This window comes from Paenibacillus agricola, from assembly GCF_011440305.1.
Classification (GTDB): Bacteria; Bacillota; Bacilli; order Paenibacillales; family NBRC-103111; genus Paenibacillus_S; species Paenibacillus_S agricola.
The window spans coordinates 111,204-128,285 of record NZ_JAAOIW010000001.1; the positions used below are offsets into that span (position 1 = coordinate 111,204).

The 17,082-nt window shown below is 44.7% G+C and carries 16 protein-coding genes; all 16 read right to left on the reverse strand.

All coding sequences use genetic code 11. From position 1 onward, the window contains the following. Nucleotides 1–14: 14 nt before the first annotated feature. Nucleotides 15–506 carry a YajQ family cyclic di-GMP-binding protein gene (locus tag G9U52_RS00540; protein WP_166144597.1) on the reverse strand — a complete coding sequence of 164 codons (492 nt, stop codon included), beginning with the start codon at nucleotides 504–506 and terminating at the stop codon, nucleotides 15–17. A 23-nt stretch (nucleotides 507–529) separates the two neighbouring features. Beyond that, nucleotides 530–1,387, reverse strand: coding sequence for a helix-turn-helix domain-containing protein (locus tag G9U52_RS00545; RefSeq protein WP_166144600.1), 858 nt, complete (start codon nucleotides 1,385–1,387; stop codon nucleotides 530–532). A 44-nt stretch (nucleotides 1,388–1,431) separates the two neighbouring features. After that, nucleotides 1,432–2,196: a DUF3388 domain-containing protein gene (locus tag G9U52_RS00550; RefSeq protein WP_166144603.1), complete on the reverse strand. Its 765-nt coding sequence runs from the start codon at nucleotides 2,194–2,196 to the stop codon at nucleotides 1,432–1,434. Nucleotides 2,197–2,309: 113 nt separating this feature from the next. After that, the gene (locus tag G9U52_RS00555; RefSeq protein WP_166144606.1) at nucleotides 2,310–3,149 is read right to left on the reverse strand and encodes a hypothetical protein; all 840 of its coding nucleotides are present in this window, start codon (nucleotides 3,147–3,149) and stop codon (nucleotides 2,310–2,312) included. A gap of 95 nt (nucleotides 3,150–3,244) precedes the next feature. Further along, nucleotides 3,245–3,499: a DUF3243 domain-containing protein gene (locus tag G9U52_RS00560; protein ID WP_166144609.1), complete on the reverse strand. Its 255-nt coding sequence runs from the start codon at nucleotides 3,497–3,499 to the stop codon at nucleotides 3,245–3,247. Between the two features lie 83 nt (nucleotides 3,500–3,582). Next, nucleotides 3,583–4,344: an elongation factor P 5-aminopentanone reductase gene (ymfI, locus tag G9U52_RS00565; RefSeq protein WP_166144612.1), complete on the reverse strand. Its 762-nt coding sequence runs from the start codon at nucleotides 4,342–4,344 to the stop codon at nucleotides 3,583–3,585. Next, a complete protein-coding gene (yfmH, locus tag G9U52_RS00570) occupies nucleotides 4,341–5,627 on the reverse strand; it encodes an EF-P 5-aminopentanol modification-associated protein YfmH (protein WP_166144615.1) in 1,287 nt (428 codons plus the stop codon). Before yfmH ends, ymfI begins: the two co-directional genes overlap by 4 nt. A gap of 3 nt (nucleotides 5,628–5,630) precedes the next feature. Further along, on the reverse strand, nucleotides 5,631–6,914 hold the full coding sequence (gene yfmF, locus G9U52_RS00575; RefSeq protein ID WP_166144618.1) for an EF-P 5-aminopentanol modification-associated protein YfmF: 1,284 nt from the start codon (nucleotides 6,912–6,914) through the stop codon (nucleotides 5,631–5,633). A 104-nt stretch (nucleotides 6,915–7,018) separates the two neighbouring features. Further along, entirely contained in the window at nucleotides 7,019–7,825 is an 807-nt protein-coding gene (gene sleB, locus G9U52_RS00580; RefSeq protein ID WP_166144621.1) for a spore cortex-lytic enzyme, read from the reverse strand. A 146-nt stretch (nucleotides 7,826–7,971) separates the two neighbouring features. Further along, entirely contained in the window at nucleotides 7,972–10,533 is a 2,562-nt protein-coding gene (locus G9U52_RS00585) for a DNA translocase FtsK (RefSeq protein WP_166144624.1), read from the reverse strand. Nucleotides 10,534–10,611: 78 nt separating this feature from the next. Further along, nucleotides 10,612–10,833: a YlzJ-like family protein gene (locus G9U52_RS00590; RefSeq protein WP_166144627.1), complete on the reverse strand. Its 222-nt coding sequence runs from the start codon at nucleotides 10,831–10,833 to the stop codon at nucleotides 10,612–10,614. Continuing rightward, nucleotides 10,830–11,570, reverse strand: coding sequence for a ClpP family protease (locus G9U52_RS00595; RefSeq protein ID WP_166144630.1), 741 nt, complete (start codon nucleotides 11,568–11,570; stop codon nucleotides 10,830–10,832). Before G9U52_RS00595 ends, G9U52_RS00590 begins: the two co-directional genes overlap by 4 nt. A 190-nt stretch (nucleotides 11,571–11,760) precedes the next feature. Further along, the gene (locus tag G9U52_RS00600; protein WP_166144633.1) at nucleotides 11,761–13,437 is read right to left on the reverse strand and encodes a ribonuclease J; all 1,677 of its coding nucleotides are present in this window, start codon (nucleotides 13,435–13,437) and stop codon (nucleotides 11,761–11,763) included. Nucleotides 13,438–13,732: 295 nt separating this feature from the next. Then, nucleotides 13,733–14,608: a 4-hydroxy-tetrahydrodipicolinate synthase gene (gene dapA / locus G9U52_RS00605; RefSeq protein WP_166144636.1), complete on the reverse strand. Its 876-nt coding sequence runs from the start codon at nucleotides 14,606–14,608 to the stop codon at nucleotides 13,733–13,735. 75 nt (nucleotides 14,609–14,683) lie between these two features. Beyond that, nucleotides 14,684–15,901, reverse strand: coding sequence for an aspartate kinase (gene dapG, locus G9U52_RS00610; RefSeq protein ID WP_166144639.1), 1,218 nt, complete (start codon nucleotides 15,899–15,901; stop codon nucleotides 14,684–14,686). A gap of 123 nt (nucleotides 15,902–16,024) precedes the next feature. Beyond that, nucleotides 16,025–17,068, reverse strand: coding sequence for an aspartate-semialdehyde dehydrogenase (locus G9U52_RS00615; RefSeq protein WP_166144643.1), 1,044 nt, complete (start codon nucleotides 17,066–17,068; stop codon nucleotides 16,025–16,027). Nucleotides 17,069–17,082 lie beyond the last annotated feature (14 nt).

The window sequence follows — 17,082 nt, forward strand, 5'->3', positions numbered from 1 at the left end:
TCAAAAAGCTATCGTTACCGGAAATTCAAAAACTGAAGTTCAAGCGGCAAATCCGCTTTACGCAACAGTTGAATAACCTGCTGTAAATCATCTTTACTTTTACCTGTCACTCGAATTTGGTCACCTTGAATCTGGCTTTTTACCTTAAGTTTGGCGTCACGAATAAGAATATTGATTTTTTTGGCATTATCCTGATCGATGCCTGATTTCAGCTTGATCTTCTGCCTTACTGTTGAGGAAGAGGCAGGCTGGACTTTCTCATACTCCAGGTTTTTCAAAGAGATGCCGCGCTTCGCCATTTTGGAATATAAAATATCCAGTACATTTTGCAACTTGAATTCATCATCAGAAATGATAACCATTTCATCCTTTTCAATAGCAATGCTGCTTTTACTGTTCTTGAAATCAAAACGGGTCGTGATCTCCCGTTCAGCTTGGTTAATCGCATTGTTTAATTCCTGCATATCCATCTTCGAGGCAATATCAAAAAAACTTTCGTCAGCCATACTCGCACTTCCTTCATCACAAATTAAATTTTCTGTAAATCAATTTGTACCCTTTTGGCATTAGGCGTGTCGCCCAGTGCAATAATGGTTCCATTCACATTTAATTCCACTGCATTGGAGCGGCCGAAGATCATAAAAGCGGAGTTGGTCAGCTCCCATGTTTGTGATTTGCCTTTGGTATAGGTGCCTTGCTCCAGCATTTCACGGGTATCCCCTATGGAATCGATTTGAATCCAGCAAGCTTCCCCAGTAATATTCATAAGAATCGTCAGCTTATCCGTATTCGAAACGGTATAATAATCCGTACCATTCTGGCTTTTTACCAGCTTAACGTCGCTCTTGTTTACAGGAACTGGAACTGGAGGTGGTGGGGTTGGTACAGGCTCCGTTTTTATATCGGTTACAGGAACGGCTGGCGTGCCGCTATTGACATTAGGATCCACTTTATCGGTTACGCGATTGGGCTCCGTCACTGGATTCGCTTCTTGTTGCTTACTGTTATAATTAATATTCACAAAGTAATAAATAATCCCCAGGATGAGAATCACAAAGGAAATCATCATCACATTGGATACCCATTTACCGATTTTTTCCGTATTTCGTCCTGTTCGCTTAGAACGAATGGGTTCAATATGGTCAGGCTCTGCCGCAGGAATCACATTTTGATACATGTTTAGCACTTCATTAGGATCCAAGCCTACGGCTTCCGCATAGCTTTTAATAAAGGCTCTGACATAAAAGTTACCGGGTAATACTTTGTAATTGCCCTCTTCAATTGCTTCCAAATAACGCTTACGTATTTTCGTGGTTTCCTGCAAATCTTCTATGGAAATTTTTTGTTCCATTCTTGCTTTTCGCAGCAATTGACCAAGATCAGACATGTTCTCACCCCTTTCGGATCATTTTTACAGATAGGTTACAAGGATTAATAATCATTGATACCATTGGTTATAGCCTCGTAATTAATTTCTTCATCCGGTGTATTTCGCAGCTCCACAATATAATTAAAATGGTCATAGGTATATTCGGAATCACGCACAAAAATATCGGGATGCTCAATAACTTTAGTAGATGGCATATCCATAATTTGCTGGAGCAGCGCATGATGCTTCTCATTGGAACGAATCGTAGAAACAATCCCGTCTATAATAAAAATATTATTCGGGTTCATTTCCTCCTCCGATAATTGGCTTCGCACCGTCTGGCGCAGCAACGTGGAAGAAACAAAATTCCAACGCTTATTAGAACAAACACTCCCAGCAATAATCGATTCGGTTTTGCCCACCCGCGGCATCCCCCTTAAGCCTACCACTTGGTTACCATCGCGTTTGAAGATTTCACCTAAAAAATCAACCAAAAGGCCCAGCTCATCACGAGTAAAGCGGAAGGTTTTGCGGTCATCAGAATCCCTTTCAATATATCGGCCATGGCGTACAGCAAGGATATCCACCAATTTGGGCTCTCTAAGCGCCGTAATAGTTATATTATCCACTTTTCTCAGCATTTTACCCATCAAGTCGATTTTTTCATCATCATTGGTTTGCAGCAGCATACCACGTGTCCGATCCTCGACTCCATTAATGGTGACAATATTAATATCCAGCATACCCATTAATGATGCAACATCACCCAGCAAGCCCGGACGATTTTTATGAATTTTATATTCCATATACCACTGCTTTGTTTCCATGTAGGGCACCTCATATCGATGAATGTTCATCAATTCATTTTTTTGGGATAGCTTACGAAAATATTCTACAATTTTTGATAAAATCCTCCTAAATGCCTAATGAAAATCGAGACTTATGGATTTACAATCTGAATTTCCGTCGGTGTATAGCTTTGTATACCGGCAGCCCATAGATTGTTTGACATAGTCTGCTGCAGTGCAGGTAAAATAATAGACCATTGCACTTCAATAGATGTCGAGGCCATGTCCATAATGGGTACCTTTAATGCTTTGATTCGCTGAAGGGAAGCCGCATCAACAGGAGCATATAAAGCAATCCAGCTGGGACCGTGCTGCTTAACCTGATTTTGAAATTGGGGGAACCAGCCCTGTGCATCGGTCAATGAAATGGTTTCTGCCTCTTCTGAGGGGGCCCATAGCGAAGGAATGGGCTTACTGGACATCGTGACCCATTCTATCGATTTTCCTAATACTTGCTGCTGCTTCACCCATTCGTTCCATTGCTTTTCCATAAAGCCTTCGTCCGTCTGCTTCCACGATACATTGGTTGCTTGAAGGGATGGATCTACGGTTGCAATGGCATCATCAAGAAAAAACCATTTTTTTTCAGTTAATGTGGTTGCAAGCGGTAAAATTTGTCGATTAAGGTCATTGCCAATCACAATAATATAATTGTAGGGCATTGATTTAATTTGAGTTAGTTGCTGTTCCTGCAAAGCTTCGGTATTGGCCATCCAATCAAAAGAAATATGGTGGGTATCTCGCCAAGAAAGGAGGGTAGCTGTCAGCGTCGATACCGTCGCTTCCGCTAAATTTGGTTTAGAAATGAGCAATACTGACATTTTCGAATCCAATAAAGCGGGGTTAATCGCGGGTATACTTTTACCACAGCCTCCCAGCACTAACAACAAACACACAACAAGGATTATCCATTTGTATCTTATCGTACTCAAACTATAATTAGCCGCCTTTCTAAATCATTTAAAATTAAGTATACCATGAAAGGCAACGAAAAGCCCCCTTAGAAGGAGGCTGCTAACAATTGCGATTAAATTCCAGGTGTAACTAGCTTGACCATGAGCTTGGCAATCGTTCTTTTTTCTTGCTCATCGGCTACATCCCAAAGCTCTTTCAGTACTCGTTCTTCCTTGTTTTCCGGATCGATCTTGTCCGATAAAAACTCACCGATTTGGAAAGCCAGCTTATTGATCGTCTCTTCCTTCATACCCGCATGCTCAGCTTGATTGATTCGCTCGTTCAGAAATTGCTTCCACCGATCAAACACCTTTAAAACAGTCGCCATGTTGTCTGCCTCCTTGGAGTCCTAGTATGTGTTGCCACCTTTACTATTCGCCAAACGAAAGCCAACTATACATGCTGCTAAGATCAGGTAAGCCAACCACCATTCGGGCTAATAATCTGCCCAGTGATATAGCCCGATTCTGGTAAAGCCAGGAAATAGACCAAGGATGCAATTTCATCAGGATGGGCAAAGCGCCCTGCCGGAATTTCATTGGCAATGGCTGTCTGCTCCTGTGCATCGAAATTCGCCATCATCGAGGTGTTCACAGCTCCAGGTGCAACTGCATTAACCGTTATGCCCGAAGGCGCCAGCTCCTTCGCCAACGCCTTAGTAAAAGCATTAATCCCGCCCTTGGTGGTGGAATACAAGACCTCACAGGAAGCGCCCGATATCCCCCAGATGGAGGAAACATTAATAATTCTCCCATACTTTTGATGGATCATCGATTGCATAAATTGCTGGGTAACCATAAAGGTGCCCTTCAAATTAATGCTCATGACATCATCCCAGAGTTCCTCGCTCACATCCGAAAGCAATCCAAAATGCGACACTCCGGCATTATTGACGATAATATCCGGCATCATGCCATGGTTATCCAGCTTCTCCTGCATCCTCAAGATTTGCTCCTTACTTCGCAGGTCAGCCATCGCTGTCAATACTTGGGATCCATGCTTCATACATTTACGTGCCGTCTCATTCGCTGATTCATGCGACTGCATGTAATGAATAACGACATTCATCCCCACAGAAGCGAACCGCTCCGATATAGCGGCTCCGATGCCGCCGCTACCTCCCGTAATAAGCACGGTTTGTTCGTTAAACGGCCGGCTCCCCACCTGGCTCATTTCACTTCACTTCTCACAATGGATACAGCCAATTGGTTCCAGTCAAAGTGCTGTTTAAGTAATTTGTTGACATCTTCAATAGTCATTTGCTCGTATACTGGCAAGATTTCGAATAAATCAATTTCCTTGAAACGATATTTGGTAAATTCATTCGCAATCGATTCGGGTGAATTCAATTGGCGAAGAAAGCCTCCGATTTTTTTCTTGCGGCTTCGTTCAAAATCAGCCTGCTTAATGCCTTGCTCCTTAACCTGGTCGATTTCTTCACGAACCCTGGCGATGAGTTGCTCAGGGTTCGGCGTATCACCGCCAATAACCGAAAACGCATAATGTTCATCAATATTATATTCGCTGCCAAAGCTATCTGATATCAGTTGCTCCTCATAAAGCTTCTGGTAGATAGCGGAGCTTGGGCTTAGCAGAATATCCATTAATACCTTCATACATAGCTCCCGCTTGAGCAGGTCGATTCCTAGTGCTGTTTGCTCCGGCTCCTTGCACCCAAACAAGCATTTGGGCAATGATACAGGAAGTATCGTCACTTTTTCTTTGTTTTTGACCTGCGGCGGCTCTGCCTCAAATAAACGATGAATCGTGCCTTGAGGCTTGTAATCCTTGGCAGCCTGATTGCGTTTGACCAAAGCCATAATTTCTTCAGGGTCCACCCCACCAACTACGAACAAGCTCATATTGCTGGGATGATAAAAGGTATGGTAGCAGTCATACAGTAAATCCTTAGTAATATCAGCAATCGATTCAATCGTTCCTGCGATATCGATATGAACCGGATGCTTGTGGTACATCGTTTCAATCAAGCCAAAGTAGGAGCGCCAATCCGGATTATCCTTATACATATTAATTTCCTGGCCGATGATGCCTTTTTCTTTCTCGACATTTTCTTCGGTAAAATAAGGATTTTGCACAAAATTTAATAAGGTTTGCAAATTTTCTTGGATATGGTCAGTAGCTGAAAACAAGTAAGCAGTCCTGTCAAAGCTGGTGAATGCATTGGCAGAAGCTCCTTTGGAGGCAAACACGGAGAAAATATCCCCTGTAGGCTCCTCAAACATTTTATGCTCCAAAAAATGGGCGATTCCATCCGGCACTTTAATTTCAGGAGCGCCTTCCACCCGAAAATGATTGTCAATGGAGCCATAATGGGTCGAAAACGTAGCATAGGTTTTGGAAAATCCTTCTTTGGGCAATATGTATACGGACAATCCGTTAGCCAATTTCTCCGTATAGATCGTTTCTTTGACATGAGGGTACGGGATTGCTTTCATCGTCTACACCCCTTCCTTTCGGTCTCGCAAAAAGTAAATCGTATCCAGCTTAACCTTGTTGGCTGCTGCTTGTATATCGGATTTACTCACAGCCTCTACAGCTTCGATTAATGAAGGGACTGTACGTTCCACACCCGATAATATATTGTTAAAGTCAAATGAGACCAATTCAAATGCCGAATCCTGAAGCTGGCGCAAATTGTTGGTAATCATCGCTTTCGTCTGCTGCATCTCCGTGTCGCTAATATCGCCAGCAACCATCGCGGCCAGCTGCTCCTTAATGATCGTTACGGCCTTCTCATAATTGGCAAGCTCTATGCCGGATTGGATCGTAAGGATGCCCTTATGCCCATCTAGTCTTGAAGAAGCGTAATAGGCCAGGCTCTCCTTCTCCCGAACATTCGTAAACAGCTTGGAGTGGGGATATCCCCCCAATACACCGCTATACATGAGCATCGTTGGGTACAGCGGATCCGCATAAGTAGTATATGTTCGCAGCCCCATGTTCAGCTTGCCTTGGTTTACATCAAGCTCCTCAACAATTTCTTTAACCTGCCTGGCGGCAGTATGGCCGATATCGGTATTATAGCTGCCCACCGTGTCTCTTTGTAAGCCAAAGCTGCTCTCAACCAAAGGAAGGACTTGCGCCAATGTGGTCTGCCCTACCACATAAATGTCGATTGGTGAAGCTAGCAGCAACTCCTTATAGTAGGTATAAAGTCCTGCGCTGGTAAGCTGCTTCAGGGCTTCAATGGTTCCTAACGGGTGCAGTCGGTACGGCTCCTCCTTACACATTTCCTCTATACAACGCTCGGCCGCATATTTCACTTTATCGTTTACGATCGATTCGATCCGTTTCTGCAAGGTGAGCTTCTCTGATTCCACATATTTGGAAGCAAAATGTCCATCCTCCAAAAAGGGCTTTGTGATCGCTTCTCCAATGAATTGAATGCCTTGCTCCAGCAAAGACTCGGGGCTATTCACAAAGTCATCCTGAATCAAATCCATCCGGAATTGCAACATCTGGTAATCGCCGCGCTTGTAAATATCAAAGCCAAAACCGGCTCCGTACAAATCGTCCAGCCGTTCGCGAAACTGCTTCGTCTCTGGATAGGTTTGTGTGCCGCGGCGCAATACGAAAGGAATAAAAGCTGTCGGTGTTACCGTATCTTCCTGCAAGCGGCTGCCGATGTAAACCGAGATTGCATAGGTTTTAAATTGATCCGTAGGCAGCACATGCACACGAATATTACGTACAGTGCCACGTTCAAAATGGACGTTTTTCAAATGGGGTCGCTCCTTTCACTTTAAGCTTTTATTCAACTACCATTATATTCCTTCACAAACCGAAGAAGCAACCTCAAGGGTTACTTCCGTGTATCTACCACAGGTCATTTGCAAAAAATATGCTTGCCAATCGTTTTCACCTGCGGTCGTGACCATATCCACTTCGATGTCGCGGTTACTGGATTAAAATAATAGATGCAGCCTCCCGAAGGATCCATGCCATTCAACGCATCCAGCACCGCCTTTTTGGCGTTCTCATTAGGGGTCAGCCAAATCTGCCCATCAGCTACAGCTGTGAACGCGCCAGGCTGAAAAATAACACCCGATACCGTATCAGGAAAGCTGGCTGACTTTACCCGGTTTAAGATAACAGCGGCAACAGCAATTTGTCCGGTATAGGGCTCTCCACGCGCTTCGCCGTATACCGCATTGGCCATCAGGTTTAAGTCTTGGGTTGACAGCCCCAAATGGTTAGTCGGCGCTAAATTGGCATTTTTATCAGGTGCTGCCGGCGCTTCAGTTGTTCCGCCACCGCCGCCGCCACCCGTTGCTGGTGGATTCACAGAAGGTAAATCGGCAGCCGTCGGGCGATATTCCTTAGTGGCCTCCCATAGCTTTAGCTTCGTTATATCTCCCGCGACCCCGTCCACCTTAATGCCGAACTCGGACTGGAACCATTTAAGAGAGCGCAAAGTATTATATCCAAAATCGCCATCCACCTCATCATAATAAAACCCTAAAAATTTTAATCTGCCCTGCATTTCATATACGTCTTTGCCTGTTGCGCCGTATTCAATATCACTCTTGCCGAAGGTTTGCGTAGTCTCGAATTTTTGCTTAAATTGATATCCTGTAAACAAAACCAATAGCAGCGCCAAGGTAATGAGCACTAATCGCTTGTTTAATAGCATGTAAGCACACTCCCACTTCATATTGATAACTTATTAAGGGTTATTATGAGGAAGGGAACACGCTAATATGCACTTTGTCTACAAATTTACCACAAAAAAAGAGCAGTCCGGCATAAATGCCAACCTGCTCTTTATCCCATAGCCTGCTATGAACTCAATCGACCTTGGTATTGCTCCAGTGAAACAAGCACCTCGCGAGGCTTGCTTCCTTCATAGGGACCAACCACCCCTTTGGCTTCCATGGAGTCAATCAGCCTTGCAGCACGCGTGTAGCCTACACGCATCCGGCGTTGCAGCAAAGAGACCGAGGCCTGCTTCGCTTCCAAGATGATTTGTACAGCTTGATCGTAAAGCTCATCCTCAACCTGGACAGGCCCATCCGGCTGCTCTTCCACCATTGGCACCATATCCTCCACATAATTCGCCTGCTCCTGCGTCCTGACGAAGTTGACGACTGCTTCTACCTCGCCATCAGATAAAAAGGCTCCTTGCACACGTACAGGCTTTGAGGCGCCCATTGGAAGGTACAGCATGTCCCCCCGTCCTAGCAGCTTCTCAGCACCCGCCATATCCAGGATCGTCCGTGAATCGACGTTCGATGAAACACCAAACGCAATCCTTGAAGGGATATTCGCTTTAATAACGCCGGTAATTACATCTACTGAAGGCCTTTGGGTAGCGATGATCAGATGGATGCCTGCTGCACGAGCCATTTGGGCTAATCGGCAAATGGCATCCTCCACATCATTCGCGGCCACCATCATCAGATCCGCTAATTCATCGACGATAACTACGATGTACGGCAGTGGTGCTCCTGATTTTGTATCCAGCAGCATCGCATTATAGCCTTCCAAATTTCTCGTTCCGCTTTTGGAAAATAGCTCGTACCGCTTCTCCATTTCCACAACTACCTTTTTCAAGGCCAGTGAAGCTCTGCGTGGATCGGTGACTACAGGAGCCAATAAATGAGGAATACCATTATACACATTCAGTTCAACCATCTTCGGGTCAACCATCAGAAAGCGTACCTCATCAGGCTTAGCTTTGTATAAAATACTGGTAATGATCCCGTTAATACAAACCGATTTACCCGAACCTGTAGCACCTGCAACAAGCAAATGGGGCATCCGTGCCAGGTTGCCAACGATAGGCTGGCCAGAGATGTCACGTCCTAGCACGATCGATAGCTTGGAGCTGGAATCCTGGAACGCAGCCGTTTCCATCACCTCACGCATCGTTACAATCGATACCTCCGCGTTTGGCACCTCAATGCCAATTGCCGCTTTGCCTGGAATGGGCGCTTCCATACGGATATCCTTGGCTGCTAGCGCCAAGGCGATATCATCGGTCAGGCTCACAATACGGCTGACCTTCACGCCTACATCCGGTTGAATCTCATACCGTGTCACAGAAGGACCACGAACAACCTCTAGCACTTTAGCTTTCACACCAAAGCTCTCCAGCGTAGCCTCCAATTTCCTTGCAACCGCCTTGTAATCCAAGGAGTCCGTCCCTTTACCCAAGCTAGGCTTGGATATCAAATCAAAGGAGGGCAGCATGTAAGGAATTCGCGCCGGCGGCTTATCATTAATTTGAAAGGATACGGGCTCCCCGTTTCCTTCTTCTAAACCACCAACCGAGGCAGGGCTAGCTGCATCTGGAATCGATGAAGTAACGGCAGAAGCATGCATGGGAGCTACGGACTCTGGGCGTACTAAAGGAATTTGTGCGATTTCTTGCTGTACACGCTCTTGGAAATCACGGATAACAGGGATAGGCGATTCCTGCTCCACTACTCTTTGGTAAACGGTTTGTTCTACCTCTACGCTGCTATCATCTGCAGATTGAGTCTCCTCCATAGCACCTGCTTGGTTGGCAGATGTAGTAGCGGAAGCCTGCTTGGACTTCGGCTGCACCAACTCCATCAACAAGGAGCGAGCTTTGCTTGGCTTTTTCGCTTTGCGTTCAGGCTTTAAGGTTTCCTCATCGAATTCATCATTTGCCATAAATTCTGGGCTAGCTGCTTTCTTTTTGAGCGGAATGATTGTAGCGGCAACCGCTGCCTTCTGCTTACGTTCCATCGCTACACGACGTATGTACTGACCTAACAGCGAACCCGCAAACGTTTGCTTGCCTTTTAGCTTGCCTATGATATCCACGATAGAAAGGCCAGTGATTAAAAGAAAGCCTATAATAAAAAGAATATATTGGATAAGCTTGGCTCCAATTTGGTCAAACAACAAATAGAGCAGACTATACATAGAGGCTCCAAGCATACCTCCTCCCACCTCATGGGAAAGGATCGATTGAGCCTTGTACGAGGCTTTAAACCAATCGGTTATGTGCAGCCATGATTGGGATAAAACCAGCCCCGCCTGGATATCACCTTTAGGATACAGCTGTTCAAACCAACTGATATGCTTCATCACCATTAATGCCAATACGATTAGCCATATCCCCGTTTTACGTGATGTGCGCCAAGTCGGCCAGCTGCGTTTCACCATGACATACAAACCCGCATAAATAAAAATAAGCGGTATGATGAAATCCCATGATCCAATAAGAAAACGGAATATATAGGTAAAGGAGCGACCTACAGAACCTATTTGGGAAAGCGCAATGATGGATAATGTCAAAATAATAATGCCATAAAGCTCATATCTAATATTGGATTGAATGACTTTCTTTTTCTTCTTTGGCCTGGCCAATACCGCTCACCCCCAAGATCAAATTATACCATACTTTAGGGGCAAGCTTAATCAACTTATAAAATTCGGACTTCCGAACTAGCCGACAGGTCGAAATTCCACGATTCTCCCCGGACTGTAGTTGGGATTGAGATAATCCTGAGCATTGCCGCTGCGGATTCTAACTATCGCTGCTTGTGTAGCATTCAATGGCTGGACTTCCATGGTAATACCCTGCCAATTAATTTCGATGCTTGGTGGTTGCGGCTGCTCCCACCCGCTCATCACAACCTCCATAGGCATAATGGTATATTGGGTCATTGTACGATTCCTCCTGAGCTTTGCTTGCGATTTTGTTCAATGCGTTGGTTTAATTCACGAATGCCATCAGCAATGCCGCCAACCGCGTTGATCAATCCGTACTTCACGGCATCAGCACCAATAACCGTCGTGCCAATATCACGAGTTAGTTCTCCCGTTTTAAACATCAATTCCTTAATCTTTTCCTCCGTAATTTGTGAGTGACTCGTTATAAACCGGATCACCCGTTCCTGCATTTTATCCAAATATTCAAAGGTCTGGGGAACCCCTATAACGAGCCCATTTAACCGGATGGGGTGGATCGTCATTGTTGCCGTAGCCGCAATGATTGAAAAGCTAGACGATACCGCAATCGGCACCCCTATGGAGTGCCCGCCTCCAAGAACTAAGGTAACCGTAGGCTTGGACAAGGTAGCGATCATTTCGGCAATGGCTAGCCCCGCCTCGACGTCCCCCCCTACAGTATTGAGTACGATAAAAACACCCTCAATTTTCGGATTCTGCTCCACGGCAACAAGCTGGGGAATAATATGCTCGTATTTCGTTGTCTTATTTTGCGGCGGAAGTACCAAATGCCCTTCAACCTGCCCGATAATCGTCATACAAAATATATTCGATTCACCGGCTGGCGTCATCGTTTGCCCTAATTGCTGAATCGTGTCTAACACCGACGCTTTTTTGAGCTCCTCCGATGGATTCGGATTGACGGGCTGCTCTTGTTGCTTCGTATTCACCATGGTTCATTTTCCCCTTTTCTACCGTTTTATCCCCCTTAGTATGGATAAATACACCTAAAAACATACAAAAAAAACCACCCAAGCAGCTATGAAGGCTGTCTTGGATGGTTCCTTATTTTTCGAAAGATACAAGTTAGTTCGATAATTGGTTTATTGTGAAAGGTATCAAGTTTAGACTGGTGGTTTTGGATCAAACTTCCATAATAATAGGAAGGATCATAGGTCTTCTTTTGGTTTGTTCATACAAAAAGCGTCCAAGCGCATCTTTCACATGGGTCTTCAATGAAGCCCATTCGTTCACGTTTTCATTCATTAACCGTTTCAAGGTACTAGCCACAATACGGTTAGCCTCATCCAACAATCCTTCGGATTCTCTAACATAAACAAAACCCCTGGAAATAATATCAGGTCCAGACAAAATTGCGCCGTCTTGCTTGCTTAATGTTACAACAACGACCAAGATGCCATCCTGAGAGAGTAGCTTGCGGTCGCGAAGCACAATATTACCAACGTCCCCTACACCTAATCCATCGATCAAAATATTACCCGCTGTAACTTTCGATCCTTTGCGTGCCGCTCCATCTAGAACTTCCACGACTTCACCGTTGTCAACAACGAAAATATTTTCCTTCGGAATGCCTACAGCTTCTGCAAGATTAGCATGCTGCCGTAGCATTCTGTATTCACCATGGATAGGAATGAAGTACTTAGGCTTCATCAGGTTCAGCATTAGCTTCAGCTCTTCTTGCGAACCATGACCTGATACGTGGACTCCCGTAATCGAACCCGGTCCATAAATAACGTGTGCGCCAATGCGCATTAGCTCATCTACGGTTCTACCGACATAACGTTCATTCCCAGGAATTGGGGTAGCTGCAATAACAACGGTATCACCTGGCATAATATCAACCTTACGATGTGTTGATCTTGCCATACGCGTTAATGCGGACATCGGCTCGCCTTGAGAGCCTGTTGACAATACAACTACACGGTCTGCAGCCATCTTATTGATTTCTTCAGGTTCGATCAGCATCCCATCAGGAATCCGCAAGTAGCCAAGATCACCAGCAATCGACACCACATTTACCATACTGCGGCCGATCACAGTTACTTTTCTCTTCGTTGCTTCAGCTGCATCGATAACCTGTTGAATCCGATGGATGTTGGAAGCGAAAGTAGCTATAATAACCCGTTGCTTCGCTTTACGGAATACATCCTCAATCTCAGTCCCTACGCCTCTTTCTGAACCTGTATAACCCGGGCGTTCCGCGTTCGTACTGTCAGATAAAAGTGCGAGCACTCCCTTACTGCCAAGCTCAGCCATACGATGGATATCCGCATATTGGTCATTAACCGGAGTCTGGTCGAACTTGAAGTCTCCTGTATGGACTACATTGCCTTCTGGTGTCGCCAAGCACACACCAACGGAATCAGGAATACTATGATTCGTCTTGAAGAATGTAGCCGTCATGCAGCCTAGAACTAGTTCCGACTCTGATGAAATCAGGTTCCGTTTCGTATCCCCTAATAAACCCGCTTCCCTTAGCTTGGTTTCGATAAGTCCAAGGGTCAGTTTAGTAGCGTAGATAGGAACGTTAAGCTGTCTTAGTACATAGGACAAACCACCAATGTGATCCTCGTGTCCGTGTGTAATAATAATGCCCCTAACTTTATCACGGTTATCTAACAAATAACTGATATCCGGTATAACGATATCAATGCCGAGCATGTCCTCTTCAGGAAATTTCAAACCGCAGTCAATAACAACAATGTCATTAGCATATTGGACAACATACATATTTTTACCGATTTCACCCACGCCGCCCAGGGCAAAGATCGAGAGCTTATCTACATTTTTCTTAGACAATTAAAAATACCTCCTATTTTAGATTAACGACGAATTTGTATGAACGTAAAACCTATTCCAAAACCGCACCAGTCACTTGCCACCATTATACATGAACAAAAACTACAAATACAAGCTACCTCGTGTTGTGCCTTTACATTATTCGCGAGCCTAGACGAATGGGTCCACTCTCGCGAATGGTTATTTCAGCTTTAAAAAAATAAAATCGATGCTTAAAGAGAAGCACCGATTTCCAGAAATCTCATTTGGGAGCAATCGAATACTAGCTATCACTAACTAATTATTCAACTGTGCCTTAATTAAATAAAGCATCAATGAATCTTCCTTCTTCTTCGGTTACCGGTATTAGCGGCAGACGAACACCACCCACCTGAATCCCTTTGCGATTTAGAGCATATTTAACGGGAGCAGGATTGGGAACTCGATGAGGACAATTAAACATACCCAATAATACAGGATGTATCCTTGCATGAATTTTTGCCGCTTCACGAGTCTCGCCTTGTAAGTAACAGTTTATCATATTTTTCATTTCTTTACCAACAACATGGCTGGCTACACTTACAATACCGTGCCCACCAATGGACAACACAGGCAAGGCCATACTGTCATCGCCGCTGTAAACTAGGAACTCCGGGGCAGCCCCGCTGACGATTTGCGTTAATTGGTCCAAATTAGCGCAATCTTTAGTAGCTACAATATTAGAGATTTGCGACAAACGTATCGTCGTTTCTGCACTAATATTAACACCTGTCCGGCCCTCCACATTATACAAAATGCAAGGGATCGATACGGATTCGGCAATCGCTTTGAAATGCTGATATAAGCCTTCCTGAGAAGGACGATTATAATAAGGGGCTACAAGTAAAAGAGCGTCTACACCCAATTTTTCTGCTGCTTGGGACAGATGGATGGAATGTGCTGTATCATTGCTGCCCGTACCGGCGATAATTTTACAACGGCCATTGGCATGTTTAAGCGCGTATTCAAAAAGCTGCAGCTTTTCCTCTTCAGTAATTGTAGGTGACTCGCCTGTTGTTCCGCTAACTACTATGCTTTCGTTACCTTGCTCTTCTATTAAATAATCGATTAAAGCCCCTGTTTGATCCCAATTAATTTGCAGGTTTTCATCAAAGGGTGTTACCATCGCTACGATTAATCTTCCGAAATCCACGGCAAATCCTCCTCATCTTATTTTAAGGGTAACCGAATATAAAATAGCTATAGTTCGGTTGCTTCTTATCCTTACTTATAGGTGCAGTTGAAATTTTTTATGAAGTGCTTGTATCGCTTTTACCATATCCGTTCCTTGGACAAGTACCCATATCGTCGTGTTGGAATCCGCCGACTGAAGGATTTGAATATCAGCCTCCGTTAAAGCTTCAACGATCTGCGCCATAATTCCCGGCACGCCATTCATGCCGCCGCCAATAATGGAAACCTTGGCGCAATTAGAGGTCAGCACCGGTTCATAACCCAGCTCTTTAAGAAGCATATAAGCTCTTGGAGCTTCATGGTCAAACACGGTATAACTAACACCAGATGGGTTCACATTAATAAAATCAATGCTGATGTGCTGCTTGGCCATCGTTTTGAATACCGTTAGCTGCAAATCATATTTGCCCTCTTCAGCAGATACTTGAATTTGGGTTAGCTGCCCAAAGTTAGCGATGCCTGTCACTGATCGTTCCGTTGTTGAATCCTTCTCGGAAAAAGCCGCTTCTGGACTCGTAACTAACGTCCCGAGCGATTTGCTAAAAGTTGACCGGACTCGAATAGGAATTTGTCCATTCATCGCTATTTCTACCGCTCTAGGATGAATAACCTTCGCTCCATTATGTGCCATATTGCAAATTTCCAAATAAGAAACATGTTTTAATGGCTTGGCATCTTCCACAATACGCGGGTCTGCAGTCAAAATTCCGTCCACATCTGTAAAAATATCTATAAAATTTGCTTTTAAAGCTACACCCAACGCTGTAGCCGTAGTGTCACTGCCACCTCTGCCTAGCGTAGTAAGCTCCTGCTTGGAGGTTTGCCCTTGAAAACCAGCTACAATAGCTACTTGGTTGTGTTCAAGCATTTCCAAAATCCGCCAAGGGTGGACAGCTATAATCTTTGCGTTGCCAAACTGGTTGTTCGTCGTAATTCCCGCTTGTGCACCCGTAAGTACAGATGCCTGAATCCCCTCGGATAGCAGCAAGCTGCACAGGGTGGTAGCAGAGATGATTTCACCGCAGCAAAGTAGCATATCTTTTTCGCGGGGTGGCAGCTGGTTGCCGTTATTTTGAATCCAGTCCAGCAAAGTATCCGTAGCATAGGGCTCGCCTTTTCTCCCCATCGCCGATACAACGACTACTAGTTTGAAGTTTTGTGCTAAGGCATCTTGGATATGTGCGATAACATGTGTTCTGGCCTCGACGGTAGAAAGGGACGTGCCTCCGAATTTCTGCACGAGAATTTTCATGAGGTCCCACTTTCTAAACGCATTCATTTTTTAAAGTTAAACATAGCGTTTTAGCTTATATATATGAAAATAGGCTTCCTTTAAGAAGCCCGTTTCCATTTCCTTCCACATAAGAATCCACAACTATTGTTTTTGTTCAATCGCTATATATTCAGCGATCTGGACGGCATTCCATGCAGCGCCCTTCAACAAATTATCTGATACAATCCACATGTTTAACGCACGAGGATTGCTCAGGTCGCGGCGAATACGGCCAACAAACGTATCCAGCTTGCCTGCCGCATCCGTTGCCAAAGGGTACTGTTGTTCGGCTGGGTTGTCGATTAATACTATCCCTGGAGCATCAGCCAGTAATTGCTTTACTTCCTCTACATCAAAGTCTTCGTTTAATTCTACATAAACCGACTCCGAGTGTCCATAAATAACGGGAATACGTACACAAGTTGTTGTGACCTGCAAGGTATCGTCGCCCATAATTTTTTTCGTTTCGTTGATCATTTTCATTTCTTCATAAGTAAAGCCATTTTCCGTAAATTTATCGATTTGTGGAATCGCGTTAAAAGCAATTTGATGTTTAACTGGTAAAGAAGAGGCTGGCAAAATCTTAGGATCGATTGCCTCTCCAGCTAGAACTGCTTTCGTTTGGCGAAGCGTTTCATCAATGGCAAGAGCCCCAGCTCCAGAAACGGCCTGGTAGGTGGAAACGATTATGCGGGACATTCCATAGCGGTCATAGAGCGGCTTTAATGCGACTACCAATTGAATCGTTGAACAGTTGGGGTTGGCGATAACTCCCTTATGCTCGTTGATTTTATCTATGTTAACTTCCGGAACGACAAGAGGAGTTTCCGCGTCCATCCGATATGCACTAGTGTTGTCGATACAAACTGCGCCATGCTTAATCGCTTGCGGAATTAGCTCTAGGCTAACGCTGCCCCCAGCACTAAACAAAGCGATATCCACCCCTGCAAAGCTATCCGATGTTGCCAGCTCCACTTCTACCTCATTGCCCTTAAACTTCAGCTTGCTTCCAGCAGAACGTGCTGAAGACAATAATTTCAGATTCTGGATGGGAAAATTGCGTTCTTCCAACAAACGAATGATTTGTTCTCCTACGGCACCTGTTGCACCTACAACGGCAACATTGAATAATTTCTGATTCGACATCTGTTTGTCTCTCC

Bases quoted from the DNA above. Each gene is read 5' to 3' on its own strand.
- G9U52_RS00590 (WP_166144627.1), bottom strand. From the start codon at position 10,833: ATGACCCAATATACCATTATGCCTATGGAGGTTGTGATGAGCGGGTGG.
- ymfI (WP_166144612.1), bottom strand. From the start codon at position 4,344: ATGAGCCAGGTGGGGAGCCGGCCGTTTAACGAACAAACCGTGCTTATT.
- G9U52_RS00540 (WP_166144597.1), bottom strand. From the start codon at position 506: ATGGCTGACGAAAGTTTTTTTGATATTGCCTCGAAGATGGATATGCAG.
- sleB (WP_166144621.1), bottom strand. From the start codon at position 7,825: ATGCTATTAAACAAGCGATTAGTGCTCATTACCTTGGCGCTGCTATTG.
- G9U52_RS00545 (WP_166144600.1), bottom strand. From the start codon at position 1,387: ATGTCTGATCTTGGTCAATTGCTGCGAAAAGCAAGAATGGAACAAAAA.
- G9U52_RS00615 (WP_166144643.1), bottom strand. From the start codon at position 17,068: ATGTCGAATCAGAAATTATTCAATGTTGCCGTTGTAGGTGCAACAGGT.
- G9U52_RS00550 (WP_166144603.1), bottom strand. From the start codon at position 2,196: ATGGAAACAAAGCAGTGGTATATGGAATATAAAATTCATAAAAATCGT.
- dapG (WP_166144639.1), bottom strand. From the start codon at position 15,901: ATGAAAATTCTCGTGCAGAAATTCGGAGGCACGTCCCTTTCTACCGTC.
- G9U52_RS00595 (WP_166144630.1), bottom strand. From the start codon at position 11,570: ATGGTGAATACGAAGCAACAAGAGCAGCCCGTCAATCCGAATCCATCG.
- G9U52_RS00560 (WP_166144609.1), bottom strand. From the start codon at position 3,499: ATGGCGACTGTTTTAAAGGTGTTTGATCGGTGGAAGCAATTTCTGAAC.
- yfmH (WP_166144615.1), bottom strand. From the start codon at position 5,627: ATGAAAGCAATCCCGTACCCTCATGTCAAAGAAACGATCTATACGGAG.